The sequence below is a fragment of the uncultured Zoogloea sp. genome (assembly GCF_937894855.1).
GTDB lineage: Bacteria > Pseudomonadota > Gammaproteobacteria > Burkholderiales > Rhodocyclaceae > Zoogloea > Zoogloea oryzae.
Map to the genome: position 1 here is coordinate 1 of NZ_CALAYQ010000050.1, position 26,592 is coordinate 26,592.

The following is a 26,592-nucleotide window of genomic DNA, read 5'->3' on the forward strand; positions in this document are numbered from 1 at the left end:
CGTCGAGGGTGGCGATGCGCAGCAGCACGTCGTTGCGCAGGCGGTCGGTGAAGTGCTTGAGGATCTCGCCGGCCTGGTCGAACTCAAGGTGGACCAGGATCGTCGCGATGATCTGCGGGTGTTCGTTCTTGATGAGATCGGCGGCGGTGGCGGCGTCCATCCACTTCAGGCTTTCGATGCCGGCGGTGTCGGAGCCCTGCAGTACGCGGCCGATCAGGTGGTTGGCGCGCTCGTCGCCGAGGGCCTTGGTGAGCATGGCCTTGATGTGCTCGTGGTCGGCTTCGATGGGCGAGCCCTTGTCGGAGTAGATGATCAGCTCGTCGAGGATGCCCTCGACCCGCTCCCGCGGCTGGGCCGTCATGGCGGCCATCGACGCGCCGAGCTTCTGGACTTCCTTCGGGCCGAGCAGCTTCAGCACTTCGGCGGCCTCGTCGGCGCCGAGCGTCAGCAGGAGCAGGGCGCTCTTTTCCAGCCCTTCATCGTTGCTGCTCATTGTTTCCCATCCATTCCTTGATCAGGTTGGCAACCATCCGCGGGTTGTCTTTGGCCAGGGCCAGGGCCTTGGCGAGCTTTTCCTCATAGGCGAGGCGGGCGGCGGCTTCGGGCGACAGGGCCACTTCGGCACCTTCCTCTTCACCTTCCTCGCCCTCTTCGCCTTCCTCGCCGGCGGCAGCGGCCTCGGCGGCGGCTTCTTCTTCCTTGGTTTCCGGTTGCGGCATGACCTGCTTCAGGAGCGGGCGGATCACGCCGAAGGCCACGAAAGCGATCACCCCGGCGATGACCAGATACTTGATGAGCTCCTTGAACAGCGCGACGTTGTCCGGGTCCTTCCAGATCGGCGTCTCGAGCTGATCCTTGTCCGAGACCACGAAGGGGCTGCTGGCCACGCTGATGGTGTCGCCGCGGTCCTTGCTGTAGCCCACCGCGTCGCGCACCAGATCCTCGACGCGCTTGCGCTCTTCGTCGGTGAGCGGAACCGGCTTGGCGACGCCGTTCTTGTCCTTCTCTTCCTTCTGGTTGAGGGCCACCGCCACCGACAGCCGGCGGATCTGGCCCAGCGCCTTGCGGGTGTGCTGGATGGTCTTGTCCACCTCGTAGTTGATGGTGGCGCTCTTGGTGGTGCTGAGGGGCGGCTGCTGGTTGGGGCCGGCGGCACCGCCGACCGGCGGGGTGGTGAGCGGCGCGGTGGCCGGCACCGGCGGCTGGTTGGTGAGCGCGCCCGGCACGCCCTGGGCGGCCTGCTCCCGGGTGGTGCTCTCGTTGCTCTGCTGGCTGCGGATGGCCTGCTCGGGCGACGGGTTGGGGCGGTACGTTTCCGCGGTCTGCTCGGTGACGTTGAAGTCCACGTCGGCCGACACCTGGGCGCGGAAGTTGCCCTTGCCGAACAGCGGCGTGAGGATGGCGTTGATACGCTCGATGTAGCCCTCTTCCAGCTCGCGGGTGTATTTGATCTGGGTGGCGTCGAGGTTGGTGCGCAGCGGGTCCGGCTTCTTGGTGAGGAGGGTGCCGTCCTGGTCGATCACGCTCACGTTTTCGTTGGTGAGCTGGGGCACGCTGGACGCGATGAGGTGCACGATGCCGGCGATCTGGCCCGGGTCGAGGGCGCGGCCGGTGTGCAGGTTCACCATCACCGAGGCGGTGGGCTTCTGCTCGTCACGCAGGAAGGCGGTCTGCTTGGGGATGGCCAGATGCACCCGGGCGCCGGCCACGCTGGCGATGGCCGAGATGGTGCGCGACAGCTCGCCTTCGAGGGCGCGCTGGTAATTGACCTGTTCGTGGAACTGCGACAGCCCGAGCTTCTGGTTCTCCATCAGTTCGAAGCCCACCAGCCCGCCCTTGGGGATGCCCTGGGCGGCGAGGCGCAGGCGCAGGTCGTGCACGTTGGCGGCGGGGACGAGGATCGCGTTGCCGTTGTCGGAGAACTTGTAGGGGATGTTCTGCTGCTGGAGGCTGGCCACGACGGCGCCCCCGTCCTTCTCGGCGAGATTGGAGAACAGCACGGCGTAGTCCGGCTGCCGGCTCCACAGGAGCACGCCGACGACCAGCGCAATGGCGAAGGCCAAGGCGGCGCCCGCGGCGAGCTTCTGGCGCTGCGACAGATTGCGGATGTTCTCCAGCACCTGAGTGAACGGTGAGGCGGGCGGCGGTGGAGCGACGGCGGCGTCTTCTGCTGCCATGGAAACATTCCCCTCTTACGGATGCTCGCATTCTCGGCGAGGCGCAATCCGTTCAAGGGCAGGATTAGCAGCAGTTTTTGCCGCCTATTTGCCGGCTTGTCTTGCCGCCGGCGGGCCTAAGCTGCGAACCGGTGAATTTCGCCCCGTGCCCTTCATGAACCTGCCCGCCACCGAAGACCGTCTCGACGCCCGCCAGCTGGCCGAAGCCTTTCGCCAGTTCAGCGAGGCGTCGGAGGCCCTGACCGGTGCCTACGCCGGCCTGCAGACGCAGGTCGGCCAGCTGACCGAACGTCTCAGCGTGCTGATGGGCGCGCTGCCGGCGGGCGTCGTCGTGCTCGACCGGGACGGCCGCGTGGTACAGGCCAACCGGGCCGTCGAGGCGATGTTCGAGGCGCCGCTGGCCGGCGTCGATTGGGCGGCGTTTTCTGCCGCCCGCCTGGCGCCCACCGAAACCCCGGGCGAATGGCAGCTTGGCGCCGGCACCGAAACCCGTCGCCTGACCCGCGACGACGCAGCCCTGGAATCCGGCGAGGGCCACATCGTGCTCCTCACCGACGTGACCGACGCCCACCGGATGCGTCTCGCCGCCGAACGCAACGAGCGTCTCGCCGCCATGGGCGAGATGGTCGCCGGGCTGGCCCACCAGCTGCGCACGCCGCTGTCGGCCGCGCTGCTCTACACCGCCAACCTCGTGCAGCAGGAAATGGGCCCGGCCGACCGGGAGCGCATCGGCAACCGGGCGATGGAGCGCCTGCGCCATCTCGAAAAACTCATCCGCGACATGCTGCTGTTTGCCCGTGGCGAAACCCTCGGCCGCGAGCCCTTCGGCATCTGCGATCTGGTGGCCGAACTCACCCACACCCTCGAACCCCTGGCCCGCGCCAAGGGGCTGACCCTCGAATCCGCCTGCGCCTGCGGCGACACCCAGGTGGTGGGCGACCGCAAGGCCATCGCCGGGGCCCTCACCAACCTGCTCGAGAACGCCGTCCAGGCGCTGGACGCCGGCGGCGTGATCCGCTTTCAGGCCCGGCTGGACGGCGCCATGGCCCGCTTCACGGTGGCCGACAACGGCCGCGGAATTGATCCGGCACTACAGTCGCGGCTCTTCGAGCCGTTCTTTACCACCCGGCCCGACGGAACAGGATTGGGCCTGGCGATTGCGCGGGGCGTTGCCCGGGCCCACGGGGGAGACATCGGCATCGATTCCGAACCCGGTCGTGGAACGGTTTTTTCACTGACCCTCGCCATGGGCGGCTGACGCCCGGCTCGCCCAGTTGCACCCAGTTTTAGAGAGACGTCCCATGCCTGAAGCCCTCAACATCCTGGTAGTCGAAGACGATGCGCCCCTGCGCGACGCCGTGTGCCTGACCCTCGAGGTCGCCGGCCACGCGGTGACCGGCGTGGGCGACGGCCCGGCGGCCCTGTCCGAGGTGGAAAGACAGGCGTTCAACCTGGTCCTGTCCGACCTGAAGATGCAGCCGATGGACGGCCTGCAGCTGCTGGCCGAGCTGCGCCAGCGCCTGCCCCAGCTGCCGGTGCTGCTCATGACCGCCTTTGGCGACGTCGAGAAGGCCGTCGACGCCATGCGCGGCGGCGCCTGCGACTTCCTGATGAAGCCCTTCGAGCCCAAGGTGCTGCTCGAACACGTCGAGCGCTACGCGGTCACCCGGCGCGACGACGACATGATTGCCGCCGACCCCCACACCCGCAAGCTGCTGGCCCTGGCCGACAAGGTGGCTGAGACCGACGCCACGGTGCTCCTCAACGGCGAATCCGGCACCGGCAAGGAAGTCTTTGCCCGCTACCTGCACGAACACTCCTCCCGCCGCAGCGGCCCCTTCGTGGCCATCAACTGCGCGGCGATCCCCGATAGCTTGCTCGAAGCCACGCTCTTCGGCCACGAGAAGGGCGCCTTCACCGGCGCCACCAGCAGCCAGGCCGGCAAGTTCGAACAGGCCGAAGGCGGCACGCTGCTGCTGGACGAAATCTCCGAGATGCCCCTGGGCCTGCAGGCCAAGCTGCTGCGCGTGCTGCAGGAGCGCGAGGTGGAGCGGGTGGGCGGCAAGAAGGCGATTCCGCTCGACATCCGCGTGCTGGCCACCACCAACCGCGACATGAGCAAGGAAGTGGCCGCCGGCCGTTTCCGCGAGGATCTGTTCTACCGCCTCAACGTGTTCCCGCTGGCGATCCCGTCGCTGCGCGAGCGGCCCGGCGACATCGTGCCCCTGGCCCGGCATTTCGCGCTGCTCCATGGCGTGCGTCTCAAGCGCGTGGGGCGCCTGTCGCCCGAGGCCGAGGAGGTGCTGCTCACCTATCACTGGCCGGGCAACGTGCGCGAGCTGGAAAACACCGTCCAGCGGGCGCTGATCCTCAGCAGCGGTCAGGCCGTGTCGGGCGAGACCATCCGCCTGTGCCTGCCCCACTGGAACGGCGAACCGGTGCGGATGGTGGTGCCGCCGCCGGCGACGATGCCGGCACCGTTTGCCGTGGATCCGGCAATTTCTGCCGTCGATGCCGCTGCCGAAGCCCGCGAGGCCGCCCGCCCGGCCAACATGAAGGATCTGGAGCGCGAGCACATCCTGCAGGTGCTGAAAGAGGTCGGTGGGTCGCGAAAGCGAGCCGTGGCGCAGCTTGGCATCTCCGAGCGCACCCTCCGCTACAAGCTCCAGCAGTACCGGGAAGAGGGGCTTTTCAGCGGCTGACGCGCACCTTGTGCTCTGTGGCACGTCACTTGCTCTGCTATAGTCGAGTCAAAGGAGCAGGATCATGGATACCCGCGGAATCGATCAGATGTTGTCGGAGCTTCGCGCCACCTCGCAGGTGGCGTCGGGCAAGTCCGCCCAATCGGCCCAGGCTGCCGGCGAGACCGATTTCGGTCAGGTGCTTCAAACCGCCATCGACCAGGTGAGTTCCGCCCAGATGCAGGCCCAGGAAATGTCCAAGGGCTTCTCGGCGGGCGATCCGAACGTCAATCTCCAGGACGTGATGGTCAATCTGCAAAAGGCCAACCTGTCATTCCAGCAGATGGTGCAGGTGCGCAACAAGCTCGTCACCGCCTATCAGGACATCATGAACATGTCGGTGTGACGACCTCTCAGGGTTTAAAGGACAAAAGCCGGCGAAAGCCGGCTTTTGTCCTTGTGCGTGACCGCGGGACTCAGCGGATGCGTTCGCGGGCGTTGCGTTCCCGCTCGGCCTTGAGGATGTAGCGCTGGATCGTCGAGGCCATGCTGGCGGGGAGGTCGGTGAACTCGCAGCCGGCGCGGAGCATGGTGCTGCCGTCGCGGTTGGTGATGCGGAAGATGTTGCGCACCCGCAGCGAGGTGACGATCGGGCCCGTCTCGGGGAGCATCAGGCGGCAGTCGTTCAGGATGGTTTCCGGCTCCAGGGTCGGCTCGTTGGGCGGCAGGAGGATCGCCAGCCCGCCGCTGCTGATGTCGAGCACGGTGGCCTCCATCGACACCATGCGCTTCTCGCCGCCGCTGCTCACGGGGATCAGGCAGCTGAGGCTGTGGGGGTTGCTGGCGATCAGCCGGTAGTACTCGCGGCGTTGCAGGCGCAGCAGCACCTCGGGGAGGGCGATGCGGAAGGCGGTGTGGCCTTCGTGGTTGATGCGCACGGGCCTGGTCGCAGCAAACTGGATCTTGATCTTGTCGAGCTGGGTGACGCAGATCAGCTGCTCGGTGCCATCCACGCGGTTGTTGATCACGTCGCTGCTGGCGGCGTCGAGGATCAGCGTGTCGTTGTCAGGATTGACGTCCAGGATGGCGGTGAGGAAGGAGTCGGCGCTGGCGTCGATGAAGGCGCTGATCATCGCGCGCTTCTGCACGAGGCTGCGCAGGTTGTAGAGGATGTCGGTCTTTCCGCGGAGCAGGTAGCGGGAGTGTTCGTCGGCCTGCAGGAGTTCGAACTTGAGCGGCATGATGGCAGTGGCGTTCGGAGATCGGCTGAAACACCGATTCTAACAGTCGGGTGGATGACCCCGACGGTGGAGCAAGTCGCATGCCCGATGAAATCTGCGATACAAAATGAATCGGGGGACGGAAAACCGTCCCCCGACTGACTGACCGACGGCCAGATGGATCAGCGCGTGGCTTCCCGCTCGATTTCCTCGAGGCTGGTGTGGCGCACGTCGCGGCCCTTGACCATGTACACCACGTACTCGGCGATGTTCTTGGCGTGGTCGCCGATGCGCTCGACCGACTTGGCGACGAACATCAGCTCGATGGCCTGGGAGATCGTGCGCGGGTCTTCCATCATGTAGGTGATGAGCTGGCGCATGATGCCCTTGAACTCGGCATCCACCTCCTTGTCGTGACGCACCACCTGGGCGGCAGCCACGGTGTCGAGGCGGGCGTAGGCATCCAGCGCGGTGCGCAGCATGTCCACCACCGCGTCGGCGATGTGGCCGAGGCGGATCTGCGGCATGAAGGGCGAACCGTTGCTGTGCAGCTGCTTGGCCGTCTTGGCGATCTTCTTCGCCTCGTCGCCGATCCGTTCCAGATCGGTGATGGTTTTCTGGACGGTGCTCACCATGCGCAGGTCGACTGCGGTGGGCTGGCGCTTGGCAATGACCTGATTGCAGGCTTCGTCCAGCTCGATCTCGAGCAGATTGACCCGGTTATCGTTTTCGATGACCTGATCGATCAGCAGCGGATCGCCGTCGGAAAGCCCTTCCATCGCCTTCACGATCTGCAACTCGACCATCCCGCCCATCTGGAGAACCCGGTTGCGGATTCCTTCCAGTTCGGAATCGAACTTCTTGGAGGTGTGCTCGTTCATTGAAAATCCTAAGGCTGGTAAGCGCAGCAGATTAACAGCGGTTCATGACGTTTTTGTTTCAGGTGCGTTCGTAGGTGACGACCCCGCCGGCCGTGGCGAGTAGCAGCACATCGGCGCCGCGACGGGCGAACAAGCCGTTGGTGACAACGCCCACGATACCGTCAACGGTGGTCTCGAAGGCAGCCGGATCGGCGATCTGCAGGCCATGCACGTCGATGATGATGTTGCCGTTGTCGGTGACGAAGCCTTCGCGCAGCACCGGACGGCCGCCCAGCGCCGCGAGCTGGCGGGCGACCTGGGCGCGGGCCATCGGGATCACCTCGACGGGCAGCGGAAAGCGGCCGAGGCATTCGACCTGTTTGGTGGCGTCGCAGATGCAGATGAACTTGTCGGCCACCGCCGCGACGATCTTCTCGCGGGTGAGCGCGCCGCCACCGCCCTTGATCATCGCGAGGGACGCGTCGATCTCGTCGGCGCCGTCAACGTACACCGGCATCCGGTCCACGTCGTTCAGATCGAACAGGCGGATGCCGTGCCCGGCAAGGCGCTTGGCCGAGGCTTCGGACGAGGCCACGGCGCCGACGATGCGGTCTTTCATCGTGGCCAGGCCATCGATGAAGAAGTTGGCCGTGGAGCCGGTGCCGACGCCGACGATGCTGCCTTCGACGATGTAATCGAGGGCACGCAGCGCCGCCTGTTGCTTGAGTTCGTCCTGAGTCATGGTGTGAGCTGCTTGAAAGCCAAAACCCGGATTTTACCCGTACCGGTGCGTGGTTTGCGGTTTGTCACGCTTGCATCTCCATTCCACAAAGCCTTACACCCGGGGGGCAGGGAGCGCGTAAAGTGTTACGCCGCTGCCACAATTTCCCGCTGCGGCGGATCGGCAGGGTTTCCCGAAATAACACTTAAAGAAGGAGCTTCACGATGGGTTTGCTCGATCAACTGGCAGGTCAGGTTCTGGGGTCGCTGGCTGGCGGCGGCCAGCAAGGCGGTGGTGGTCAGGCTGCCCTGCTGCAACTGGTGATGAGTCTGCTCCAGAACAACGGCCAGGGTGGCCTTGGCGGCCTGCTGGCGCGGCTCGGCCAGGCTGGCCTGGGTGAGCAGGCGGCGTCGTGGGTCGGCACTGGCCAGAATCTTCCGGTTAGCGCAGATCAGATCGGTCAGGTCTTCCGCGGCGGTGAGCTGGGCGATCTGGCGGCCCAGCTCGGCATCCCGACCGAGCAGGTGGCAGGCCACATCGCCAACGTGTTGCCCCAGGTGGTCGATCAACTGACCCCGAACGGCCAGGTGCCCGAGGGCGACGTGGACCTCGGTCAGGCGCTGTCCGGCCTGATGGCCATGCTGGGCAAGTGATCGCCTGATGGCAAGAAAGCCCTGCCGGCCTGGCAGGGCTTTCTTTACTGGAATGGCGCTCCGTCTGGTGCCGGGTTCAGGTTAATTCACCTTCAACTGACCGCCCCGGCCGAGGCCACCCTTGACGTCCTGCGCCTTGTAGTTGCGCAGGGCGACGACCATCTTGTTGTAGGCGTCGGTGAAGGCGGCGACGGTGGCCTTGCCCTCCGGGGTCTGGGAGAAACCACCCAGGCCGGCAGCGGCGCCAGGGCCGAAGCCGCCGAGGGCTGCGCCGAAGTTGGTGGCGGTGGCGTTGCCTTCGGAGATGGCCAGCTGCACGCCCGAGCGGATGTCGAAGATGGTCATGGTGACCACCGAGACCTTGCTCTCGAGGCCGGCGGCGAGGAGCGCGCCACCCGCACCCAGGCGACCGCCCAGGGCGCCGGCCATGCGGCCGGTGGAGGAGTTGTCGATGATGATCGACGGTTCCATGTAGTAGTCGGCGGCGACGCGCTGGCCCTTCTGCTGCTTGGAGCCGGCCCGGAACTCGCCCGAGTTGCGCTGCTTGTCGGTGATCGCCGACAGCTTGCTTTCGGTGCGGGCGTTGCCGATCGAGGTGATCACGAAGCAGTTGGACTGCTGCACCGCCAGGCGGATCAGCGGTTCGATGGTGGTGACCTTGGTGGCGGCGCCGAAGCTGGCAAACCATTCCTTGCCGCGGCCGTCATCCACCGCCAGCGTACCCAGCGGGGCGGGGCAGCGCTCCAGGTTGGCGTTGGCGCCGGCGCTGGTGCCGCCGCCGGCCGCACCGCTCACCGCGGTGGCATCGGACGAGCCGGTGCTGATGGAGCCTCCGGCCAGCGGGTTGTTGGCGCAGCCACCAAGGGCCAGGGATGCGGCAATGACGCCAGCAAGGGAAGTCAGTTTAGTGTTCAGCATCGGCACTCATCCTTTGGAAGTAAGTCGTGGGGTGTTTTGGCGCGATCCCAGGGGCTGACGCCCCGGCGTGCTCTTCAGTAGCGTGGCCCGTAATAAGGCCGGTACTCGTACCAGCCGCCGTTTCGCCATTGCCACTCGTATTGGTAGCGGTCCATCCAGTAGCTGTTCCAGATCGCCTTTTGCGAATCGACCCAGCGTCGATATGCCACCTCATTCTGCTTTGCCTTGGTGGCTTGAGCCAACAGGGTCTTGGCTTCCTTGTCACCGCGACCGGCGGCGATGGAGAGCCATTTTTCGGCTTCGGATGGGTCGGAACCCATTTCCTCGAGGCCCATCAGGTAGAGGCGTCCGACGGCGGTCTGGGCCTTGAGGTAACCCCGCTCGGCAGCGTCGCGCATCCATTTGAGGGCCTGGTAGCTGTCCTGGCGCACGCCGTCGCCCCGGAAGTAGCGCAGGCCCAGGTCGTAGGCGGCGCGGGGGTCTTTCTCGGCCAGCGCGATTAGCTTGGCGGCCTGCTGTTCGGCGGCGGAGTCGCCCGGGGCGTTGGGGTTGAAGGTGACGGCGTCGCGCGGGCGTTCTTCGCAGCCACGGTCGTCGCAGATACGGACGGTCGAGGACGGCGTCTGCGCCAGCACGGCGGACGACAGCAGTATCAGCAGCAGGCAGACGGCGTGTTTCTTCATCTCGGCGCTCCTACGAATCCATCGGGAAAGATCACTCCGCAATTGCTGGTGGCTCGCCGCGCCCGCCTTGATGGCTGGGCTGCGCGGCAGGCCGGGGTGACGCAGATGCCCCGATGCAGCGAGAAACCAAGCGTGCCATCCAAGGATAGACGCCAATCCGCAAAACGGCGTGATCCGCGAACGGCGATGACTGCTGGATGGCGTGGCAAGGGGGCAGAAACCTGCGTCAAGCTGACGGATTATCCCGCTGACCTTGGCCCTGTACAACCGGGTTTTGCTGTCGGGATGGAAGGATTTGGCAATGGGATTTCGATGGCGGGTGCATTTTCCCGCGCCATGCCTGCGCCGCCGGCTGGAGCCGGCGGGCAGCGTGCCCTGGCGTCGATATCGCGACGGCGCTCAGCGCGGTGCGCCGAGGCGCTTGATCCAATCCCGCTGGGCTGTCTGGCGGCGTTTGTCGGCGAGGCGTTCGATGATGCGGTCGCGGACTTCCTCGAAGGGCGGGATGCCGAAGGGCAGGACTTCCTCACACAGGATGATGTGCAGGCCGATGGGCGATTCGAGCACGGCGCTGATCTCGCCGGTCTCCAGCGCGAAGGCGGCGGGTTCGAGTTCCGGGAAGAGCTGGCCGCGCTTCACGGTGCCGAGCTTGCCGCCTTCCATCGCGGTGGGGCACTGGGAGTGGCGCAGGGCGACCTTGCCGAAGGCGTCGGCGTCTTTCACCGTGTGGCGCAGGGTTTCGAGGCGGGCGGTGGCGTCGGCCTTGTCCTTGCGGCTGTCGAAGGTGATGAGGATGTGGCGCAGGCGGCGGGCTTCGGGGCGGTCGAAGGCTTCGGGGTGCATGCGGTAGAAGATCTCGGCGTCCACCTCGGTGACGTCGGGCACGGCGGCGGCGATGCGTTCCAGCACGGCCTCGATGCGCAGGTCGCGGGAGACGGCTTCTTCGAGGCCGGCCTCGTCGAGCCCGCTGCGGGCGAGATCCTGGGCCATGGCGTCGGGGTCGCTGTAGCGCTGGCGGATTTCGCCCAGGCGGGCGGCGAGGGTGGCGGCGGGCACCACCACCTGGGCGGCTTCGTCACTTTCGAGGATGCGCTGCTCGATGCCGTACTGGCGGCTGAGCACCTCGGTCACGCGGCTCATCTGGGCATCGTCCAGCTCGCCCGGTGCGGTCTGGAAGAGTTCCCAGGCGAGCTTGAGCTGAAGGTAGGCGTCGTGCATGGTTCAGCCCTCGTCGTCCTCGGCGGTGTTGCGGCCGGCGCCCTCCAGGATGCTCTCGGGGATCTGCAGCACCCGGCCCGGCAGGTCGTCGAAGTGGATGTGGTAGGCCACGCCGCCCGGGGCGTCGCGGATGACCTTCATCACCTCGCCGATGGCGCCCACGGTGACGAGCACCTCGCCGCCCACCGCGAGCTGGCGGGTAGCCTGCACCTTGTCGCGGAACTCGAAGCGCGAGGGCGTCCAGGCCTCTTCGGCGCCGATGAGTTCTTCCTCGCGGCAGCCGACGATCTTCCCTTCGTCCAGGAAGTTCACCGAGTAGATGACCTGATCCTGCAAGAACGTGCCCACGTCCACCACGTAGCCGATGCTGCCGCGGCGCACCAGCGGGGCGCCGGGGTCGAGGCCCGGGTAGGTGCCGTCGTTGCGCACGTTGCGCGTGAGGCGCACGGCTTCGCCGTATTCCCAGCGGGCGTTCATCATGGTGCTTCCTCCCGGCGGGCTTCGTTACTGGACGAAGACCTTGTCAATGGACACGAAGGATTCCATGCCGCCGTCGGGCTTGGATACCGTCTGGAACACCGCGAAGACCTTCTCGGTGAGGGAATTGGAGACGACGAAATCCTGGTAGGCGCGCTCCAGCCACAGGCGGTAGATGCCGCGCTGCTTGTCCTCCTCGGGCGGCATGTTGGGCACCTGGCGGGCCAGGTAGTCGTGGAAGCGCTGCAGGATGTGCAGGCGGTTCACATGGACCACCGAAGCCTCGTAGGGCACCTCGAAGTAGTCGAGAAAGTCTTCGGCGGAAACCAGTTCTTCCATGGCTTCGGCGAGGGTCAGCGTGTCTTCCATGGCAGCCTCCTCAGGCTAGGGCAAGGTCATCGGTTGAGGGTGTTTCTTCGTCGGTGGCCGGCGATTCGTAGATGGCCACCACTTCCAGCAGGCGGGCGGTGCCGAGCTGGTCGCGGCTGTCGAGGGACGACAGTTTTTGCAGGCGCCGGCGCGAATCGTCGATCCGCCCCAGGCGCAGCAGCACCACACTGGCGGCCTTCAGGGCCAGCAGGTAGAAGCGCAGCAGCCCGAAGGATTTGGCCGCGGCGTGGGCCAGCCAGGCTTCGTCGAGCTTTTCCCAGTTGTCGGGCAGGTCGAGGTGATGGCCGGAGAGCTGCATCGCCCGCTCGGCCACCTGCAGGGCGTCGTCGAGCCGGTGCTGGTAGAAGTAGTAGCGATACAGGCCGACCAGCACCGTGAGGTTCTCGGGCGCCAGCAGGTGGGCGCGGAGCAGGGCGGTTTCGGCCGACGGGTCGCCGTACTCGGCGGAGGCCTGGGCGAGCAGTTGCTCGGCCGCGGCCGGCATCGGCACGTCGAAGTACAGTTCGCAGTCGGAGAAGTCGAGCAGGTCCATGGGGGCCTCAGTGGATTTCGGGGTTTTCGCAGCACAGGTCGCCGGCGGAGCAGACGGCGCACTGGCCGCTGTGGTCGGCGGGCGGGGCGTCGTGCCGGAGCGTGGCCAGTTCGCGCTCCAGCTGGTCGATGCGCTCGACGAGGCAGGAGATGGATTTGGCGACCGGATCGGGCAGCACGTTGTGATCGAGGTTGATGCCGTCCTCAAGGCGGCCACCGGCGGCGCGGGTATTGACGATGCGGCCGGGCACGCCGACCACCGTCCGGTCGGCCGGCACGTCCCGCACCACCACCGAGTTGGCACCCACGCGCACGCGCTCGCCGATGGTGATGGGGCCGAGGATCTTGGCGCCGGCGCCCACCACCACGCCGCTCGACAGCGTCGGGTGGCGCTTGCCGCGGTTCCACGAGGTGCCGCCGAGGGTGACGCCGTGATAGAGGGTCACGTCGTCGCCCACCTCGGCGGTCTCGCCGATCACCACGCAGGCGCCGTGGTCGATGAAGAAGCGCCGGCCGATGGTGGCGCCGGGGTGGATGTCCACGTTGGTGACGAGCCGCCCGATGAAGGACAGGAAGCGCGCCGGGTAGCGCCAGCCGGCCTGCCACAGGCGATTGGAGATGCGGTGGGCGAGGATGGCGTGGACGCCCGGGTAGGTGGTCAGCACCTCGATGGTGGAGCGGGCCGCCGGATCACGCTGGAACACGCAGGCGAGGTCTTCCTTCAGCAAGGTCCACAGGGCGGGCTGCGCGGCGAGGGTAGGCGGGGTCATGGTGATCGATTCAGACATGGCGGTGGCTCCGGGCCGAGGCGAGCAGGGCGTGCAGGTCGGCCGCGTCGGGCGAATGCTTGTGGGCGGCGACGAAGAGCCGGATGTGACCGAGGAGGGCGCTGGCTTCGGCGTCGCCGAGGCTGATCCCCAGCCCGGCATAGACCACCTGCACCGCCCGCGGGCCGGAGTGCTTGCCGAGCACGATGCGGTGGCTGCGGCCCACGTCCACCGGGTCGAAGCCCTGGTAGTTGTCCGGGTGCTTGAGCAGGCCGTCGATGTGGATGCCGGCCTCGTGGGTGAAGGCGCCGGGGCCGACCACGCTCTTCTGCCAGGGCACGTCGCGGCCCGAGGCGTGGGCGACGCTGCTCGACAGGGCCAGGAAGCCCTTCAGGTCGATGTCGGTGCGGATGTCGTGGAGCTTCTCGAGGCCCACCACGACTTCTTCCAGCGGGGCGTTGCCGGCCCGCTCGCCAAGGCCGTTGACGGTGGTGTTCGCGTGGGTGGCGCCGGCCTTGCACGCGGCCAGGGTGTTGGCGGTGGCGAGGCCCAGGTCGTCGTGGGCGTGCATCTCGATCTCGAGGCCGGTGCGCGCCCGCAGGTGGGCGATGCGCTCGAAGGTGCCGAAGGGTTCGAGCACGCCCAGGGTGTCGGCAAAGCGCAGGCGGCGGGCGCCGGCGCGTTCGGCGGTCTCGGCCAGCCGGGCGAGGAAATCCGGATCGGCGCGGGAGGCGTCCTCGCAGCCGATGCCCACGTCGAGCCCCAGGTCGAGGCCCATCGCCACGTAGCGGGGCAGCTCGTCCAGCAGCCACTGGCGCGGGCGGCGCAGCTTGTGGGCGAGGTGCTGGTCGGAGGCCGGCACCGAGATGTCGATGAGGTTGGCGCCCAGGTTGGCGCAGGCGTCGATGTCGGCGGCGTGCATGCGGCTCCACACCATCAGCCGGGCGTCGAGGTCGAGGTCGGCCACCGCGCGGATCGATTCGCGCTCCTCGGCGCCCATCGCCGGGATGCCCACTTCCAGCTCGGGCACGCCGATGGCGTCGAGCTGGCGGGCGATGTGCAGCTTTTCGTCGAGGGAGAACGCCACGCCCGCCGACTGCTCGCCGTCGCGCAGGGTCGTATCGTTGATGGTGACAAAGGGCTGCTTCATGGCGGTGGGCCTCCTTGCTGGGGATATAGCAAGGCCGATGCCAGGCGCTAAGTCACTGATTTATATGATGGCAGTTTTGGGGCGTCGGGTTCGTGTCGGAAAACCGACAAGGCGGATGGCGGCTGTCAGCCCAGAACGCCCGGCGGCGGAGCGTGGCGCCACACCTCGTCCTGCACGAAGCGGGCGAAGAGGTCGGCGTCGATGATCCGCTGTTCGGCCATCCGGCCCATGATCGCCAGGGCTTCGTCGACGGTGTTGGCGCTGCGATAGGGGCGGTCGGCGGCGGTGAGGGCTTCGAAGATGTCGGCGATGGCGAGGATGCGGGCGGTGACGCTCATCGCGTCGGCCCGCAGGCGGCGGGGGTAGCCCCGGCCGTCGATGGTCTCGTGGTGGCCGCAGGCCATCTCGGGCACGGCGGCCAGATCGCGGGGGAAGGGCAGCCGGGACAGCATGATGATCGTCTGGACGATGTGCTCCTTGATCTTGAAGCGCTCTTCGTCGTTGAGGGTGCCGCGGACGATCTTCAGGTTGTGCAGCTCGCCGTGGTTGTAGAGGCGCTCGGGCACGGTCATCCGGAAGCCCCACGGGTTGCCGCCGGCAAAGAGGTTGTCGTTGTGGCGGGGAATCACCTTGTCGGGCCCGTCGGCGAGGAGGGGTTCGGTTGCCGGCAGGGCGGCGGGGCTGTCGGGCAGGCGGGCGAGTTCGGCGTTGGAGAGCCCCAGCCTATGGTCGAGGGTGCGCTGCCAGGTGCGGGTGGCGATCCGGTCGAGGCGCGCCAGCTGGGCCTCGTTCATGCCTTCGCTGCCGCGGTTGCACTGGGCGATGAAGGCGAAATCGTCGTCGAGCCTGCGCCATTCGGCGTCGCGGGTGGCCTGCAGATTTGCCCGGTTGCCACCGCCCGCCACGCCTTGCCAGAAGGCGATGTCGGCGTCGCGCTTGAGCACTTCGAAGCGGGTGCGGATCTCGTGGATGCGGTTGTGGAGGGTTTCGAGCTTGGTGGCCTTGTCGATGACGTACTCGGGGGTGGTGAGCTTGCCGCAGTCGTGGAGCCAGCAGGCGATCTCCAGCGCTTCCCAGCCGGCGGCGTCGAGCCGGTAGGCCGCCAGCGGGCCGTCGCTGGCGGCCTGGGCCGAGCGGGCCAGCGCCTGGGCGATCACCGTGACGCGCCGGCAGTGGCCGCCGGTGTAGGGCGATTTGGCGTCGATGGCTTCGGCCACCATGCTGATCACGCCCCGCAGCAACGCCTTGCGGCCCCGCAGGAGGCGCTGGTTTTCGAGGGCGACGGCGGCGCTGCCGGCAAGGGCGAGGAGAAAGCTGGCAACTTCGGCGCGGGCCAGTCCGCTGCCGGGGTGGCGCCGGTCCACCAGCATCAGGGTGCCGAGGGCATCGCCGTCGGGCGTGCGCAGGGGGATGCCGAGCACGTGCTCGTCCGGGCTGTCGGGGGTGGCGGCGATGAGGCTGGCCGGGCCGTCGGCTTCGAGGATGCATCGCGCCAGTCGGTCGGCGGCGAGGGCGGGCGGCATGGCGTCGCCGGCGGCGCGGCGCAGCGGGCCTTCGGCCTCGTCGATCACTTCGACCACGCTCAGACGGGCGCCGGCCACTTCCCGGGCGCAGGCCGCCACGTCGTCGAGCACGCCGCCCACGTCCCGCGCGGCGCCCAGATCGCGGCCCATTTCGAGGAAGCGGGAGATGGCGGAGCGCATCAGGGTGATGGCCCGGGCGAGCTGATCCACCTCCAGGATCACCGAGCGGGTTTCGGGCTGGGGCTGGAACTGCAGGGCCGACAGGGCGTGGGCCACGTGGGCGAGGCGGTGGAGCGGGGTGGTCAGGAGGCGCGACAGCCCCCAGGCGAGGGGAAAGCAGAGGAGCACGGCGATCACCGTGAAACGCACCGCGTGGCGGCGCTGGCGGTCGGCTTCGGCAAAGATCGCGGCTTCAGGGGAGGCGATGACGAGGGTCCAGTGCTGTTCGCCAAAGCCAGTCAGGGGCGCGGTGGAGACCCGCCAGGCGTGCCCGCCGGCATCCTCCAGCTGCAGGCTGCCGGTGTGCCCGGTCGGGTGCGTGCGCAGGGCCGTGGTGATGACTTCGGCGCTGCCTTCTCCGTCAGCGTCGCCCGGGGTGTCGCGGCTGGCGACGGGGGCGTGGCGCTGGTCCACAAGCTGCAGGCGCGAGCCCGGCGGCGTGGCCGGGCGGGCCAGCAGTTGCGACAGGTTGTGCAGCCCGACGTTGACGGCGAAGACCTCGGCGCCACTGCGACGCGCGAAGGTGATGCCGGTCTGCCGGGTCTGGGGCAGGATTTACGGTGGAGTGACGATCAGGCTGTCGCTCGTCGCGGCAAGCCGGTACCAGCTTGACAGCCGGGGCTCGTAAAGGGCGCTCGGCTGGGTGCTGGCGTCCACCAGCCGCAGGGCGGCGTCGAAGCGCGACACGATGGCGACCGGCTCCTCGTCCACATCGCCCTCGCGGCTCACGTCCACCACCTCCCAAGGGCTGCGGTCGTCGTCCACCCGGCGCACCAGCAGGAAGTCGCCATCGCCGTAGCCGATCATCACCGAGTCGATCACCGGGTCGGCGTCGAGAAAGCCGGTGAGTTCGGGCAGGAAGCGCAGCCGCTCGGCAAAGGTGGTGGCCTCGGCCAGGGGCGAGCCGGTGAGGAGGACGAAGCTGCGCTTCACCGCCCGGTCGGCATCGCCGAGGGTGCGCTCGACCTCGGCGGTGATGCCCTGGAAGAGCTGGTCGTTGGCGGCGTCCAGGAGACGTCGGGTTTCGCTGAAGTGGTACAGGGTGATGGCCGTGCCGACGCCAAGGATCAGCAGCGAGAACAGCACCGCCACCGGGATGTGCAGCGGGAGGCGCCACGGCAGCATGGGGCGGGCATGGGGACGTGCGAGGGTTGGCACAGGCGGGTTCCGGCAGAGTGGGCGCGGCCATGCGCCGATGGGACGCGCGTCGCCCCGCGCCCGCGTGGGTGGGCGCAGGGCGGTTCGATCAACGCCGGGCGGGGTGGCCCGGGGCCGCGGAGACGGACCTCAGCAGATGCGTTCCCAGAGGTTCGTCTCACCCTCGAGCAGATCGAGCTCGAGGCCCTGGAAATCGCCACGGGACACAATGCCCACGACGCGCTGCCCATCCACGATGGGCATGTGCCGGTAGCCGCAGTCGTGCATTCGCCGCAGGGCGTCGATGGCGGTGGCGTCGGGCGCGATGGTGTCGGGGTTCGGGGTCATCGCCTGGGACAGGGGCGTGCGCTCCGGATCAAAGCCCCGGGCGAGGGCGTGGACGGCGTCGCGTCCGGTGAAGATGCCGGCCAGACGCCCGTCGTCAACGACCATCACGGCGCCGACGTGGCGATCCCACATGCACTGGCAGGCTCGCTGGACGCTCACCGCCGACCCGAGCGTCAATGGGTCCTGATTCTTGACGATGTACTGCAGGCTGCGATTCGTCATGATGTGCTCCGCACAGGACAGGAAGAGGCCGCATTTCTCTTACTTTAGTGCTTCGGCACGGGGGGCAGGTTACAAGTTGAAGACAGTTGCTGCCTGCCTGTAAACAGGTTGTCACGTGCCTGAATTAGGCTTGTCATCATGTGGATTCTTGCCTTCCTGAAGCCCGACCGTCCGGCTCCGCAGTCTGCCGGTGGCGGGCTTTTTGCGTCGGGTGAGGCGAGTCCACCTCCTCTCCAACGACCCGCAGTACCTGCCAGGGAGCGTGCCACCATGGTCTTCTTCGAACTCTTCTCCAAAGCCCCCGAAATCGTTCGTGTTCCCCGCGGGGCGGTGCTGTTCCGGGAGGGGGCGCCGGGGGCCGCGATGTATGTGCTGATCCTCGGGCAGGCGTCGGTTGCCATCGGCGGGCGCGAGCTTGAGATCCTCACGCCCGGCGCCATCGTGGGCGAGATGTCCATCGTCTCGCCGGGCCCCCGCTCGGCGACGGTCACCGCTAGTGACGATTGCGAGTTTGTGGAGATCAATGTCCGTCGCTTCAACGAGCTGGTCCGTCAGGTGCCCGAATTTGCGCTGCAGGTGATGCGCACCTTGAGCGAGCGCTTGCGCCGCGCCGACTTTGCCCTGAGTGCCTGACGGCCGGCTTCAGGTGAGCCGCACCGGGCGGGCCGCGAGGGCGGCTTCGAGAGTGGCGAAACGCCGCCGGGGATCGGTGGTGAGGCGGAAGTAGCGGCAGTTGTCTTCTTCGCGGCCACAGTAGCTCTGCACCGTGACGCGCTGGATGCCGGGGAAGCCCGGGTTGTCCTCGATGCTGCGGATGGCGCCGGTGCCGGTGTCGTAGACGCCGGGTTTCTCGCACAGCCAGTCGGGCTTGAGGGGGAAGGCGTTGTTCATGGCGGGCCTCGCTGAGAACGGTTCGCAATTGTAGAAAAGCATAGCACCGGCGCCGCCCGGCTGCGGTTGGCGCATTGCGAAAGCGCGTGGTGCGCGCTTCGCCTCTACAATTCCATCTTTGTGCCCGGCGGCCTGTCGGGCAGCGTAGCGGGCGCGTGTCCGGCCCGGGGACATGGAATCATGCAGGGAATGGTGTTCGACCACGCCTTCTGGATCGCCCTGATCCAGATCGTGGGCATTGATATCGTGCTGTCGGGCGACAACGCGGTGGTGATCGCGCTGGCGGCCCGCGGCCTCAACCCCGTCGACCGCAAGCGCGCGGTGATGTGGGGCAGCACGGCGGCGGTGGCGATGCGCGTCACCCTGACCATCGTGGCAGCCGAGCTGCTGCGACTGCCGCTGCTCAAGGCGGCCGGTGCGCTGTTGCTCCTGTGGATCGCGGTGCAGCTGCTGGTGCCCGAGGACGAGAGCGACGGCGAAGGCGGCCCGGTGGTGTCGGGCATGGCGGCGGCGATCAAGACGATCATGCTGGCCGATCTGGTGATGAGCATGGACAACGTGGTGGCGATCGCTGGGGCGTCGAAGGGCAATCTGGCGCTGCTGATCTTCGGCCTTGGCCTGTCGATTCCGCTGGTGGTGTTCTCCAGCACCTTCCTGATGAAGCTGATGGAGCGCTTCCCGATCGTGGTGACGGGCGGCGCTGCGCTGCTGGGTTTCGTGGCCGGCGAGATGCTGGTCACCGACCTGATGCTCGGCCCGTGGATCGACGCCCACGCTCCGTGGCTGCACCGGGTGCTGCCGGTGGCCGGCGCGGTGCTGGTGGTGCTGGTGGGCCGGCTGCTCGCCGCCCGGGCCACCGAAGTCGAACGCGAAACCCTCGAACTCGATCTGGGCGAGGCCGCTGCCGGCGAGCCCGCCGCGAAAGGAAAGCCATGACCCGCATCCTGCTGCCCATCGATGGCTCTCCGGTGTCGTGCCGCGTGGCCGACGCGCTGCTTGCGCGGATCGACGCGGGCCTGATGGCGCCCGAGATCCACCTCATCAACATCCAGCGGCCGGTTAGCCAGGACGTGGGGCAATTCGTGAACCACGAGGCCCTGCGCGACTTTCATCGCGATGAAGGCCTCAAGGCCCTGGCCGAGGCCCGCGCGGTGCTGGAGGCCGCCGGCCTTGCGCCGGTCCCCCACGTGGTGGTGGACGATCAGCCGGCGGCGGCCATCGTCCGCTTTGCCAGCGAGCAGGCCATCGACGAGATCGTGATGGGCAGCCACGGCCGCGGCGCGGTGGCGGCGATGCTCCTCGGTTCGGTGGCGCGGGAGGTCTCCCGGCTCGCCGGCATCCCGGTCACCCTGGTCAAATGACACGCCGGCCGGCGCCGGCAATCTCAGCGTTAAAAGGACAGTTCAAGTGAAGACCATCCTCGTGCTCAACGGCATCAACCTCAACATGTTCGGCAAGCGCGACCCGGCCCAGTACGGCACGGCCACGCTGGCCGAGATCGACGCCGCGGTGGTGGCGCTGGGCGCCGAGCTGGGCGTGCAGGTGGAGTGCTTCCAGACCAACCACGAGGGCGAGATGGTGGAGCGCATCCACCGGGCCTTCGAAGAGGGCGTGGCGGCGGTGGTCATCAACGCCGGGGCGTGGACCCACTACAGCTACGGCCTGCGCGATGCGCTGGCGATCCTCAAGGCGCCCATCGTCGAGGTGCACATGTCCAACATCCACGCCCGCGAGGCCTTCCGCCACCAGTCGGTGCTGGCCGAGATCGCCAAGGGGCAGATCTGCGGCTTCGGGCCTGATAGTTACCTGCTGGGCCTGCGGGCGGCGGTCAATCTGATCGGCTGATCCCTCTCAGCGCTGGCTGGCGAAGGCCTCGACCCGCAGCCAGTCGGACAGCAGTCGCACCTCGGGCCGCGGATCGCCCGAGGCGGCGACCAGAAAATACGCCCGCTGCGATACATGCCGGTAGCCGCAGGCCATCGGCACCAGGCGCCTGCTGGCGAGGTGCTCGGCCAGCAGCACGCTGCGCCCCAGGGCCACGCCCTGGCCAGCCACCGCGGCGGCGATCAGCTGGTCGTAGTGGTTGAAGTGCAGCACCGCCTTGGGTTGCACGTCGGCCAGATCCAGCTTCTTCAGCCAGATCGACCACTCCAGCCACGGCTCGGGGGTCGAATCATCGTAGTTGAGAAGGGTGAGCCGGGCGATGTCCTCCGCCCGGGCCGGACGCTCCGCCAGCTCGCCCAGCACCTCGGCCGTCGCCACCGGAAAGATGTCTTCCCCGAACAGCAGATGGCTGGCCGGCGGCGGCGGGTCGGCCATCACGTAGCGCAGGGCCAGGTCGATGCCTTCGCGCTGGATGTCCACCAGCCGGTTGTTGGCCGAGATGCGCACGTCGATCTCCGGGTGCTCGGCCAGGAAGCGTGACAGGCGCGGCACCAGCCACAGGGCCGCGATGCCGATGGTGGTGGACAGCGTCACCGGCCGGCGCTGCCCGACGCGGATCGACTCGACGGTGCGCGAGAGGGTGCGGAACACCTCCTGCACGCTCCCCAGCATCGCCTCGCCGGCGGGGGTGAGGGTGAGCTTGCGATGGCCGCGTACGAACAGCGGCACGCCCAGCTGTTCTTCCAAAGTCTGCACCTGACGGCTGATGGCCGACTGGGTGAGGCACAGCTCGGCGGCGGCGAGGGTGAAGCTCAGGTGGCGGGCGGTGGCCTCGAAGCCCTGCAGCGGGGCGAGGCAAGTGAGCTGTCGGATCGGGTTCTGCATGCGGATTTCGCATTCGTTGGATGAAGATTCAGCGTTTGCTTGTATGCCTTCCGCCGACAATAATCAAGCTGAAACGGTGCGTTCCCGGCGTAGGAACGCATGCACCCGGCGCATGCGCTGCCGCGCCCCCAGCCTTACCGGAGACACATTCATGAACGACGAAGACCGCCAGCGGCTGAAAGTCCTCACGGCCGGCATCCTCGGCCTCCTGTTGTTCCTGGGCATCGCCCGCTTTTCCTACACCCCGCTGCTGCCCCTGATGCGCGAGCAGGCCGGCCTGGGCGTGGCCGCTGGCGGCTGGCTGGCGGCGATCAACTATGCGGGCTATCTGTCGGGTGCGCTGCTGGCGATGACCATCAGCAGCCTTGCCCTGAAGGATCGCCTGTACCGGGCCAGCATGGTGCTGGCAGTGGCGAGCACGGTGCTGATGGGCTTATCGACCAGCGAGCTGGTGTGGGCGGTGTCGCGCTTTGCGGCGGGGCTGTCCACCGCCGGCGGCATGCTGCTGGGCTCCGGGCTCATCATGAACTGGCTCATGCGCAACCGGCATCGCAGCGAACTGGGCATCCATTTCTCGGGCATCGGCCTCGGCATCGCCGGGGTGTCGGCGGTGGTGGCGCTGTTGAGCCTGTGGCTCGACTGGCGTACCCAGTGGTTCGCCTTGGCCGCGCTGGGCGCGCTGGTGGCGGTGCCCGCCTGGCGCTGGCTGCCGCGGCCCGACGTGACCCCGCTCGCCGGCAGCGGCGCCCACATGCAGGACAAGCCGCCCGGCCGTGTCTTCCTGCTGCTGATGATGCTCGCCTACTTCTGCGCCGGCGCGGGCTTCGTGGTGAGCGCGACCTTCATGGTGGCCCAGGTGGGCAGCCTGCCGGGCATGGCCGGCAAGGGCGCGCTGGTGTTTCTGGTGGCGGGCGTGGCGGCGGCGCCAGCCTGCATCGTGTGGGATCTGATCGCCCGGCGGATCGGCCAGTTGCAGGCGCTCACCTTGGCGAGCGGCCTGCAGGCCTTCGGCATCCTGCTGCCGGTGATCGGCGACGGGCTGCTGGCGGCGCTGGCTGGCGCGGTGCTGTTCGGCGGCACCTTTGCCGGCATCGTGAGCCTGGTGATGGCGATGGCCGGGCGCTTCTACCCGACCCGCCCGGCCAAGCTGATGAGCAAGCTCACCGCCGCCTACGGCGTGGCGCAGATCGGTGCGCCGGCCATCACCGGCCTGCTGGCGGGCCAGCAGGGCAGCTACGCGGCGGGCTTCTACCTGGCCTCTGGCGTGATGGTGGTGGGCACGCTGCTGTTCGGCGTGCTGTGGCTGGTGGAGCGGGCGGGCGGCGCGGCACCGGCGGGCACCCCGCGCACGGCCTAGGTTTGTGGCGGAGCGTCGCGGTGCCGTGCATTGCGGGGGCGCTCGGGGTAACCTGTCGCGCCTCGAACACATGAAAGTTTCATCCCGCGATGTTTGTGTCTCTCTTCCGGCCTCTGCAGATGCGCCCGCTGCGCATCCGGCAGGGGCTGCTGGCCGCCCTGATGGCGGTGTCCGGCCTGGCCTGTGCCGCCAATGGCGAGGCAGGGCTGCAGTGGTTTGACGCCGGCCGGCCCCGCAACACCGCCTGGACGGCGGTCGATCTCCTCCTCAAGGCGCCCGACGACGGGCTCGATGCCGACGACTACGATGCCGGCGGCCTGCGTCAGGTGCTCACCGCGCTGGAGGGCGGCAGCAGCCTGCCCGAGGCCGATCTCGCTTCCCTCGACGGCGCGCTGACCAACGCGCTGCAGCGCTTTCTTTCCGACCTGCACTTCGGGCGCGTGCCGCCCAAGGCCGTGCGGGACAACGGCGGCTCCGCCAGCCTCGACCGCTTCGACCCGGCCGCCACCCTGCGCGCGGCGCTGGCCGTCAACCGGCTGGCTGATGTGGTGACCGACGCCGCTCCGGCCCAGCTGCCCTACACCAGCCTGCGCGATGCCCTGCGGCGCTACCGCGAACTGGCCGACGACCCGGCCCGCAGCAAGGCCTGGAAGACGCCGCTCCCCGCGCTTGCCGGCCGCAAGCTGGAGCCCGGCCAGCCGTGGCCCGGCGTGCCCCTGCTGGCCGCGCGACTGGCGGCCCTGGGCGACATGCCCGTGGCCCCGGTTGGCGCCCGCTACGATGGCCCTGTGGTGGACGGCGTGAAGGCCTTCCAGGCCCGGCATGGCCTGCTCGCCGATGGGGTGATCGGCCGCGACACCCTGGCCCAGCTGGCGGTGAGCCCGGCGGAGCGGGTGCGTCAGATCGGCGTGAACCTCGAGCGCCTGCGCTGGACGCCCCAGCAGCGGGCCGCGCGGATGATCGTCGTGAATGTGCCGGAGTTTGCCCTGCGGGCCTACGCCCAGGAGGACGGCCAGCCCAAGGCCAGGCTGCAGATGAAGGTGATCGTCGGCAAATCCCTCGACACCCGCACGCCGCTGTTCGCCGAGGACATGCGCTTCATCGAGTTCAGCCCCTACTGGAACGTGCCGCCGTCCATCGCCCAGGCCGAGCTGGTGCCCCGGCTGCGGCGTGATCCGGCGCATTTCACCGATCAGGGCTTCGAGTTTGTGGCGGGAGACGGGCGGGTGCTCACCACGCTGTCGGACGAGAACCTGGAGGCGGTGATGCGCGGCCAGATGCGCATCCGCCAACGGCCGGGGCCGAAGAACGCGCTGGGCGACATCAAGTTCGTGTTTCCCAACAACGACAACATCTATCTGCACCACACGCCGTCCACCCAGCTGTTCGCGCGGGCGCGGCGGGATCTCAGCCACGGTTGCATCCGGGTCGAGGCGCCGGTGGAGCTGGCGAAGTTCGTGCTGCAGGATCAGCCTGACTGGAGCGAGACGCGCATCCGCGAGGCGATGGAGCGGGGCAAGTCGGCGACGCTGCGGCTGAAGGAGCCGCTGCCGGTGGTGATCACCTACCGCACGGCGGTGGCGAAGGGGGGCAAGGTGTATTTCTTCCCCGACATCTACGGGCACGACGCCCAGCTGGACGAGGCGCTGCGCAAGGTGGCGGGGCCGCTGCCCCGCGCCGCGGAGAAGACGCGGGGGGTGGGTATTGCGACCAAGACCACGGGCGTGATGCGGTCGGCGCGGCGCTGAGTCGTCAGTTGCAGCGGATTGCAGGGTGTGCCGGCTGGCCGTGCGCTTCCCCGTGACTCTAACGGAACAGACGGGCTGGCCAACTGTCACGGCGGGCGGCTTCCAGTTGGGGAAGGGCTTCGTGGCTAAAGAGCCGGCCGGGAAATCGGCTTTCAAGTTGGTGCAGGCGCAAGCCTTGGCCGAGGATCTGGCCCAGCGCTCCGAAATACACAAAGAACGACACCGCGTTCATTGCAATCACCGCGATGGCGATGCGCTCGGGCAGATCGAAACGGGTCTTGAGCCAGCCGTACAGCAGCACCGATCCTACGCCGGCGGCCAGCGCGCCGGGCAGGCCGGACGATTCGCCATGCTGTGCCGACAGCGTGCGCTGGCGCAGGTTGATCCGCGTTCCCGGCCAGTCGAGATGCTTTGCTTGCGCGTCGGCGGCGGGCAGTGGGGCGAAGCGCGCATGCCACAGCGCTGCGGTGATCAGGCTGCCGGCGTGAAGCGCGAGGGTGAAGAGGTCAATGCCCGCGATCTGCGCGCCTGTCACGTCCAGGAAGGCCGGCGCCAGCGCCTGGCTGGCTGGCCACAGCATGATGGCGGAGAGCGCCCAAGGCGCCCACAGGTTATGGGCCGAGCCAAATCGCGACCACACCGCGACATATCCGAACCATGCGGCTGAAAGCAGCGCCGCCGCGCCGGCAATGCCCCACGCCCAGCCGCGTTCGTCAAAGCGCAGCGCCGCCCAGCATCCCCACAGCAGGGCCGACAGCAGCGGGCTGCTCCAAAGCGCGGCGTAAAGCTGGCCGACGCGTGACGGTGGATTCAGCATCAGTCGAGCCATCCCTTGATGAGGTTGGCGCTGGCGTCGTCGCCGCCGAAATAGCCCCACGCCGCCTGAACGACGATGCCGACGCCGAGCCCGACGAGGATCACCGGCGCGCCGGTGATGCCAATTGCGGTGACGGCTGCACCTGCGGCCAGTCCGGCGCCGAAGCCGAGGGCATTGCCGCTCTGGCTCTTGGCCGAGCGAACCGCGAAATCAGTGGCGAAGCCGGCGCCGGATGGCGCAGTGTAGCTGTCGTAAAGATCGATGGCGGCGCTCGGGCCGAAGGCCAGCACGCTGCCCTTGCCGTAGCTGGCGTAGCGCAGGACCCGGGAAGCCTGGGCACGCGCGCCGGCGACCGAGGTGGCGGCCTCCTCGATGCGCTGCATGTCGCGCGCGCCGATCCGTACCGTGGCCGTGCTGCCGCTGGGTTTGACGACGAAGGGCTGCTCCAGCTTCTGCAGGACGGTGGTTGGCAGGCCCTTGACGTGCACGACGAGCCGCGCGCCCTTGCGCAACTCGCCGCCCTTGCCGATCCGCGAGGCGGTGATGGTGATGTAGGGGCTGACACGGATGCTCGGCGCGTCGCCGGCGAGCAGCGTCTTGAAGCCGGCAGCGGCCTGCTTGCGCCACGCGGCGCGAAGGCCGGCCTCGACGCTGGCGCTGAGGTTGCCACCGATGTTGCCGCCGCCGATAAGGGTGTCCTGCAGCGATTTCAGCATTTTATCGAGCCAGCGGTCGGCGGCGGCCGGCGGGAGGGATTGCTCTGGCGGAAAGGTCGCGGCGAGCAGTACGGCGGTGCCGTCGGGGTCGGTCTGGGCGAGCTGCGGCAGCAGCGCCGCGAAAACGGGAAGGTCGAGCCCGAAATCCTGGTCGAGCGTGCTGCCGTAGGTGTCGAGATAGCCGAGCGGGGCGCTGACGCCGGGGGTGCGCTGGCCGGTGTACCCGGGCGCTGCGCAGAAATTGCGCAGGTCGTCTGTGCGAGAGAAGTTGATCTTCTCCGCGCGAGTGTGCGTCGCGTTCGATGCCATGGATACACCCTCCTTATGTCTCTGTGCTGCAGACGATTATCCACGCAGAACGCGTGTGGCGGAAGGCGGAAGGCGCCGCGCAGGAGGTCG

General features: G+C 68.0%; 29 protein-coding genes and 1 pseudogene. 10 read left to right on the forward strand and 20 right to left on the reverse strand.

Annotated features, from left to right (window positions below):
* Positions 1-493: pseudogene (gene fliG, locus Q0672_RS06870) on the reverse strand (flagellar motor switch protein FliG); the annotation flags it as partial.
* Complete coding sequence (gene fliF / locus Q0672_RS06875; RefSeq protein ID WP_298621035.1) at positions 477-2,177, reverse strand: flagellar basal-body MS-ring/collar protein FliF; 1,701 nt, start codon at positions 2,175-2,177, stop codon at positions 477-479. The gene fliF and the pseudogene fliG, both read right to left, overlap by 17 nt.
* A 154-nt stretch (positions 2,178-2,331) precedes the next feature.
* Here fliF and Q0672_RS06880 point away from each other — a divergent pair, with 154 nt between their 5' ends.
* The 3 genes from Q0672_RS06880 (at position 2,332) to fliE (ending at position 5,264) form a co-directional block, all read left to right on the forward strand.
* Positions 2,332-3,435 (forward strand): ATP-binding protein, encoded by a 1,104-nt coding sequence (locus tag Q0672_RS06880; protein WP_298621037.1) that lies wholly within the window; start codon positions 2,332-2,334, stop codon positions 3,433-3,435.
* 43 nt (positions 3,436-3,478) lie between these two features.
* Positions 3,479-4,879 (forward strand): sigma-54 dependent transcriptional regulator, encoded by a 1,401-nt coding sequence (locus Q0672_RS06885; RefSeq protein ID WP_153162438.1) that lies wholly within the window; start codon positions 3,479-3,481, stop codon positions 4,877-4,879.
* Between the two features lie 64 nt (positions 4,880-4,943).
* Positions 4,944-5,264: a flagellar hook-basal body complex protein FliE gene (gene fliE / locus Q0672_RS06890; RefSeq protein ID WP_153162437.1), complete on the forward strand. Its 321-nt coding sequence runs from the start codon at positions 4,944-4,946 to the stop codon at positions 5,262-5,264.
* 70 nt (positions 5,265-5,334) lie between these two features.
* Here fliE and Q0672_RS06895 read toward each other — a convergent pair whose 3' ends face one another.
* The 3 genes from Q0672_RS06895 to rpiA form a co-directional block, all read right to left on the reverse strand.
* A complete protein-coding gene (locus Q0672_RS06895; protein WP_298621040.1) occupies positions 5,335-6,099 on the reverse strand; it encodes a flagellar brake protein in 765 nt (254 codons plus the stop codon).
* A gap of 161 nt (positions 6,100-6,260) precedes the next feature.
* Positions 6,261-6,959: a phosphate signaling complex protein PhoU gene (gene phoU / locus Q0672_RS06900; protein WP_153162435.1), complete on the reverse strand. Its 699-nt coding sequence runs from the start codon at positions 6,957-6,959 to the stop codon at positions 6,261-6,263.
* A gap of 58 nt (positions 6,960-7,017) precedes the next feature.
* A complete protein-coding gene (gene rpiA, locus Q0672_RS06905) occupies positions 7,018-7,680 on the reverse strand; it encodes a ribose-5-phosphate isomerase RpiA (RefSeq protein ID WP_298621042.1) in 663 nt (220 codons plus the stop codon).
* A gap of 203 nt (positions 7,681-7,883) precedes the next feature.
* Between rpiA and Q0672_RS06910 the strand changes: the two genes are divergently transcribed.
* On the forward strand, positions 7,884-8,312 hold the full coding sequence (locus Q0672_RS06910) for a YidB family protein (RefSeq protein ID WP_298621044.1): 429 nt from the start codon (positions 7,884-7,886) through the stop codon (positions 8,310-8,312).
* Between the two features lie 81 nt (positions 8,313-8,393).
* On the opposite strand, the gene Q0672_RS06915 is transcribed toward Q0672_RS06910, so the two are convergent.
* From Q0672_RS06915 to Q0672_RS06965, 11 genes are all read right to left on the reverse strand, one after another.
* A complete protein-coding gene (locus Q0672_RS06915; RefSeq protein ID WP_298621046.1) occupies positions 8,394-9,230 on the reverse strand; it encodes a hypothetical protein in 837 nt (278 codons plus the stop codon).
* 74 nt (positions 9,231-9,304) lie between these two features.
* The gene (locus Q0672_RS06920) at positions 9,305-9,913 is read right to left on the reverse strand and encodes a tetratricopeptide repeat protein (RefSeq protein ID WP_298621048.1); all 609 of its coding nucleotides are present in this window, start codon (positions 9,911-9,913) and stop codon (positions 9,305-9,307) included.
* Positions 9,914-10,312: 399 nt separating this feature from the next.
* Entirely contained in the window at positions 10,313-11,131 is an 819-nt protein-coding gene (nifM, locus tag Q0672_RS06925) for a nitrogen fixation protein NifM (RefSeq protein WP_298621050.1), read from the reverse strand.
* 3 nt (positions 11,132-11,134) lie between these two features.
* A complete protein-coding gene (locus tag Q0672_RS06930) occupies positions 11,135-11,611 on the reverse strand; it encodes a nitrogen fixation protein NifZ (RefSeq protein WP_298621052.1) in 477 nt (158 codons plus the stop codon).
* Positions 11,612-11,635: 24 nt separating this feature from the next.
* Positions 11,636-11,977 carry a nitrogenase-stabilizing/protective protein NifW gene (gene nifW, locus Q0672_RS06935; protein ID WP_284187893.1) on the reverse strand — a complete coding sequence of 114 codons (342 nt, stop codon included), beginning with the start codon at positions 11,975-11,977 and terminating at the stop codon, positions 11,636-11,638.
* 10 nt (positions 11,978-11,987) lie between these two features.
* Entirely contained in the window at positions 11,988-12,530 is a 543-nt protein-coding gene (locus Q0672_RS06940) for a hypothetical protein (protein WP_298621055.1), read from the reverse strand.
* Positions 12,531-12,537: 7 nt separating this feature from the next.
* Positions 12,538-13,317 (reverse strand): serine O-acetyltransferase, encoded by a 780-nt coding sequence (gene cysE, locus Q0672_RS06945; protein ID WP_298621057.1) that lies wholly within the window; start codon positions 13,315-13,317, stop codon positions 12,538-12,540.
* Complete coding sequence (gene nifV / locus Q0672_RS06950) at positions 13,310-14,446, reverse strand: homocitrate synthase (RefSeq protein WP_298621059.1); 1,137 nt, start codon at positions 14,444-14,446, stop codon at positions 13,310-13,312. The genes cysE and nifV overlap by 8 nt, the downstream gene beginning before the upstream one ends.
* A 125-nt stretch (positions 14,447-14,571) precedes the next feature.
* Positions 14,572-16,602: an HD domain-containing phosphohydrolase gene (locus tag Q0672_RS06955; protein ID WP_298621061.1), complete on the reverse strand. Its 2,031-nt coding sequence runs from the start codon at positions 16,600-16,602 to the stop codon at positions 14,572-14,574.
* A 141-nt stretch (positions 16,603-16,743) separates the two neighbouring features.
* Positions 16,744-17,346: a hypothetical protein gene (locus tag Q0672_RS06960; RefSeq protein ID WP_298621063.1), complete on the reverse strand. Its 603-nt coding sequence runs from the start codon at positions 17,344-17,346 to the stop codon at positions 16,744-16,746.
* Between the two features lie 129 nt (positions 17,347-17,475).
* Entirely contained in the window at positions 17,476-17,895 is a 420-nt protein-coding gene (locus Q0672_RS06965; protein WP_153162424.1) for a CBS domain-containing protein, read from the reverse strand.
* A gap of 270 nt (positions 17,896-18,165) precedes the next feature.
* Here Q0672_RS06965 and Q0672_RS06970 point away from each other — a divergent pair, with 270 nt between their 5' ends.
* Complete coding sequence (locus tag Q0672_RS06970; protein WP_298621067.1) at positions 18,166-18,528, forward strand: Crp/Fnr family transcriptional regulator; 363 nt, start codon at positions 18,166-18,168, stop codon at positions 18,526-18,528.
* 9 nt (positions 18,529-18,537) lie between these two features.
* Here Q0672_RS06970 and Q0672_RS06975 read toward each other — a convergent pair whose 3' ends face one another.
* Positions 18,538-18,786: a hypothetical protein gene (locus tag Q0672_RS06975; protein WP_298621069.1), complete on the reverse strand. Its 249-nt coding sequence runs from the start codon at positions 18,784-18,786 to the stop codon at positions 18,538-18,540.
* Between the two features lie 180 nt (positions 18,787-18,966).
* On the opposite strand from Q0672_RS06975, the gene Q0672_RS06980 reads away from it, so the two are divergent.
* The 3 genes from Q0672_RS06980 to aroQ are packed head-to-tail and all read left to right on the forward strand — an operon-like array spanning position 18,967 to position 20,631.
* Positions 18,967-19,722: a TerC family protein gene (locus tag Q0672_RS06980; RefSeq protein ID WP_298621072.1), complete on the forward strand. Its 756-nt coding sequence runs from the start codon at positions 18,967-18,969 to the stop codon at positions 19,720-19,722.
* Positions 19,719-20,147 carry a universal stress protein gene (locus Q0672_RS06985; RefSeq protein WP_298621075.1) on the forward strand — a complete coding sequence of 143 codons (429 nt, stop codon included), beginning with the start codon at positions 19,719-19,721 and terminating at the stop codon, positions 20,145-20,147. The genes Q0672_RS06980 and Q0672_RS06985 overlap by 4 nt, the downstream gene beginning before the upstream one ends.
* Positions 20,148-20,193: 46 nt before the next feature.
* Positions 20,194-20,631 (forward strand): type II 3-dehydroquinate dehydratase, encoded by a 438-nt coding sequence (aroQ, locus tag Q0672_RS06990; protein ID WP_153162420.1) that lies wholly within the window; start codon positions 20,194-20,196, stop codon positions 20,629-20,631.
* 6 nt (positions 20,632-20,637) lie between these two features.
* Here the strand turns inward: aroQ and Q0672_RS06995 are convergent, their stop codons facing one another.
* On the reverse strand, positions 20,638-21,555 hold the full coding sequence (locus tag Q0672_RS06995; protein ID WP_298621078.1) for a LysR substrate-binding domain-containing protein: 918 nt from the start codon (positions 21,553-21,555) through the stop codon (positions 20,638-20,640).
* Positions 21,556-21,706: 151 nt separating this feature from the next.
* On the opposite strand from Q0672_RS06995, the gene Q0672_RS07000 reads away from it, so the two are divergent.
* Together Q0672_RS07000 and Q0672_RS07005 are read left to right on the forward strand one after the other, a co-directional pair.
* Positions 21,707-22,912: a YbfB/YjiJ family MFS transporter gene (locus tag Q0672_RS07000; RefSeq protein ID WP_298621081.1), complete on the forward strand. Its 1,206-nt coding sequence runs from the start codon at positions 21,707-21,709 to the stop codon at positions 22,910-22,912.
* A 119-nt stretch (positions 22,913-23,031) separates the two neighbouring features.
* Positions 23,032-24,660, forward strand: a complete 1,629-nt coding sequence (locus tag Q0672_RS07005; protein ID WP_298621084.1) for a L,D-transpeptidase family protein — start codon at positions 23,032-23,034, stop codon at positions 24,658-24,660.
* A 58-nt stretch (positions 24,661-24,718) separates the two neighbouring features.
* On the opposite strand, the gene Q0672_RS07010 is transcribed toward Q0672_RS07005, so the two are convergent.
* Complete coding sequence (locus Q0672_RS07010) at positions 24,719-25,477, reverse strand: hypothetical protein (protein WP_298621087.1); 759 nt, start codon at positions 25,475-25,477, stop codon at positions 24,719-24,721.
* A complete protein-coding gene (locus Q0672_RS07015; protein WP_298621089.1) occupies positions 25,477-26,502 on the reverse strand; it encodes a hypothetical protein in 1,026 nt (341 codons plus the stop codon). The genes Q0672_RS07010 and Q0672_RS07015 overlap by 1 nt, the downstream gene beginning before the upstream one ends.
* Positions 26,503-26,592: the final 90 nt, after the last annotated feature.

Excerpts from the sequence above, each read along its gene's own strand:
- fliF (WP_298621035.1), bottom strand. The coding sequence starts at position 2,177 with ATGGCAGCAGAAGACGCCGCCGTCGCTCCACCGCCGCCCGCCTCACCG.
- Q0672_RS06880 (WP_298621037.1), top strand. The coding sequence starts at position 2,332 with ATGAACCTGCCCGCCACCGAAGACCGTCTCGACGCCCGCCAGCTGGCC.
- Q0672_RS06885 (WP_153162438.1), top strand. The coding sequence starts at position 3,479 with ATGCCTGAAGCCCTCAACATCCTGGTAGTCGAAGACGATGCGCCCCTG.
- fliE (WP_153162437.1), top strand. The coding sequence starts at position 4,944 with ATGGATACCCGCGGAATCGATCAGATGTTGTCGGAGCTTCGCGCCACC.
- Q0672_RS06895 (WP_298621040.1), bottom strand. The coding sequence starts at position 6,099 with ATGCCGCTCAAGTTCGAACTCCTGCAGGCCGACGAACACTCCCGCTAC.
- phoU (WP_153162435.1), bottom strand. The coding sequence starts at position 6,959 with ATGAACGAGCACACCTCCAAGAAGTTCGATTCCGAACTGGAAGGAATC.
- rpiA (WP_298621042.1), bottom strand. The coding sequence starts at position 7,680 with ATGACTCAGGACGAACTCAAGCAACAGGCGGCGCTGCGTGCCCTCGAT.
- Q0672_RS06910 (WP_298621044.1), top strand. The coding sequence starts at position 7,884 with ATGGGTTTGCTCGATCAACTGGCAGGTCAGGTTCTGGGGTCGCTGGCT.
- Q0672_RS06915 (WP_298621046.1), bottom strand. The coding sequence starts at position 9,230 with ATGCTGAACACTAAACTGACTTCCCTTGCTGGCGTCATTGCCGCATCC.
- Q0672_RS06920 (WP_298621048.1), bottom strand. The coding sequence starts at position 9,913 with ATGAAGAAACACGCCGTCTGCCTGCTGCTGATACTGCTGTCGTCCGCC.
- nifM (WP_298621050.1), bottom strand. The coding sequence starts at position 11,131 with ATGCACGACGCCTACCTTCAGCTCAAGCTCGCCTGGGAACTCTTCCAG.
- Q0672_RS06930 (WP_298621052.1), bottom strand. The coding sequence starts at position 11,611 with ATGATGAACGCCCGCTGGGAATACGGCGAAGCCGTGCGCCTCACGCGC.
- nifW (WP_284187893.1), bottom strand. The coding sequence starts at position 11,977 with ATGGAAGACACGCTGACCCTCGCCGAAGCCATGGAAGAACTGGTTTCC.
- Q0672_RS06940 (WP_298621055.1), bottom strand. The coding sequence starts at position 12,530 with ATGGACCTGCTCGACTTCTCCGACTGCGAACTGTACTTCGACGTGCCG.
- cysE (WP_298621057.1), bottom strand. The coding sequence starts at position 13,317 with ATGTCTGAATCGATCACCATGACCCCGCCTACCCTCGCCGCGCAGCCC.
- nifV (WP_298621059.1), bottom strand. The coding sequence starts at position 14,446 with ATGAAGCAGCCCTTTGTCACCATCAACGATACGACCCTGCGCGACGGC.
- Q0672_RS06965 (WP_153162424.1), bottom strand. The coding sequence starts at position 17,895 with ATGACGAATCGCAGCCTGCAGTACATCGTCAAGAATCAGGACCCATTG.
- Q0672_RS06970 (WP_298621067.1), top strand. The coding sequence starts at position 18,166 with ATGGTCTTCTTCGAACTCTTCTCCAAAGCCCCCGAAATCGTTCGTGTT.
- Q0672_RS06975 (WP_298621069.1), bottom strand. The coding sequence starts at position 18,786 with ATGAACAACGCCTTCCCCCTCAAGCCCGACTGGCTGTGCGAGAAACCC.
- Q0672_RS06980 (WP_298621072.1), top strand. The coding sequence starts at position 18,967 with ATGCAGGGAATGGTGTTCGACCACGCCTTCTGGATCGCCCTGATCCAG.
- Q0672_RS06985 (WP_298621075.1), top strand. The coding sequence starts at position 19,719 with ATGACCCGCATCCTGCTGCCCATCGATGGCTCTCCGGTGTCGTGCCGC.
- Q0672_RS06995 (WP_298621078.1), bottom strand. The coding sequence starts at position 21,555 with ATGCAGAACCCGATCCGACAGCTCACTTGCCTCGCCCCGCTGCAGGGC.
- Q0672_RS07000 (WP_298621081.1), top strand. The coding sequence starts at position 21,707 with ATGAACGACGAAGACCGCCAGCGGCTGAAAGTCCTCACGGCCGGCATC.
- Q0672_RS07005 (WP_298621084.1), top strand. The coding sequence starts at position 23,032 with ATGCGCCCGCTGCGCATCCGGCAGGGGCTGCTGGCCGCCCTGATGGCG.
- Q0672_RS07010 (WP_298621087.1), bottom strand. The coding sequence starts at position 25,477 with ATGCTGAATCCACCGTCACGCGTCGGCCAGCTTTACGCCGCGCTTTGG.
- Q0672_RS07015 (WP_298621089.1), bottom strand. The coding sequence starts at position 26,502 with ATGGCATCGAACGCGACGCACACTCGCGCGGAGAAGATCAACTTCTCT.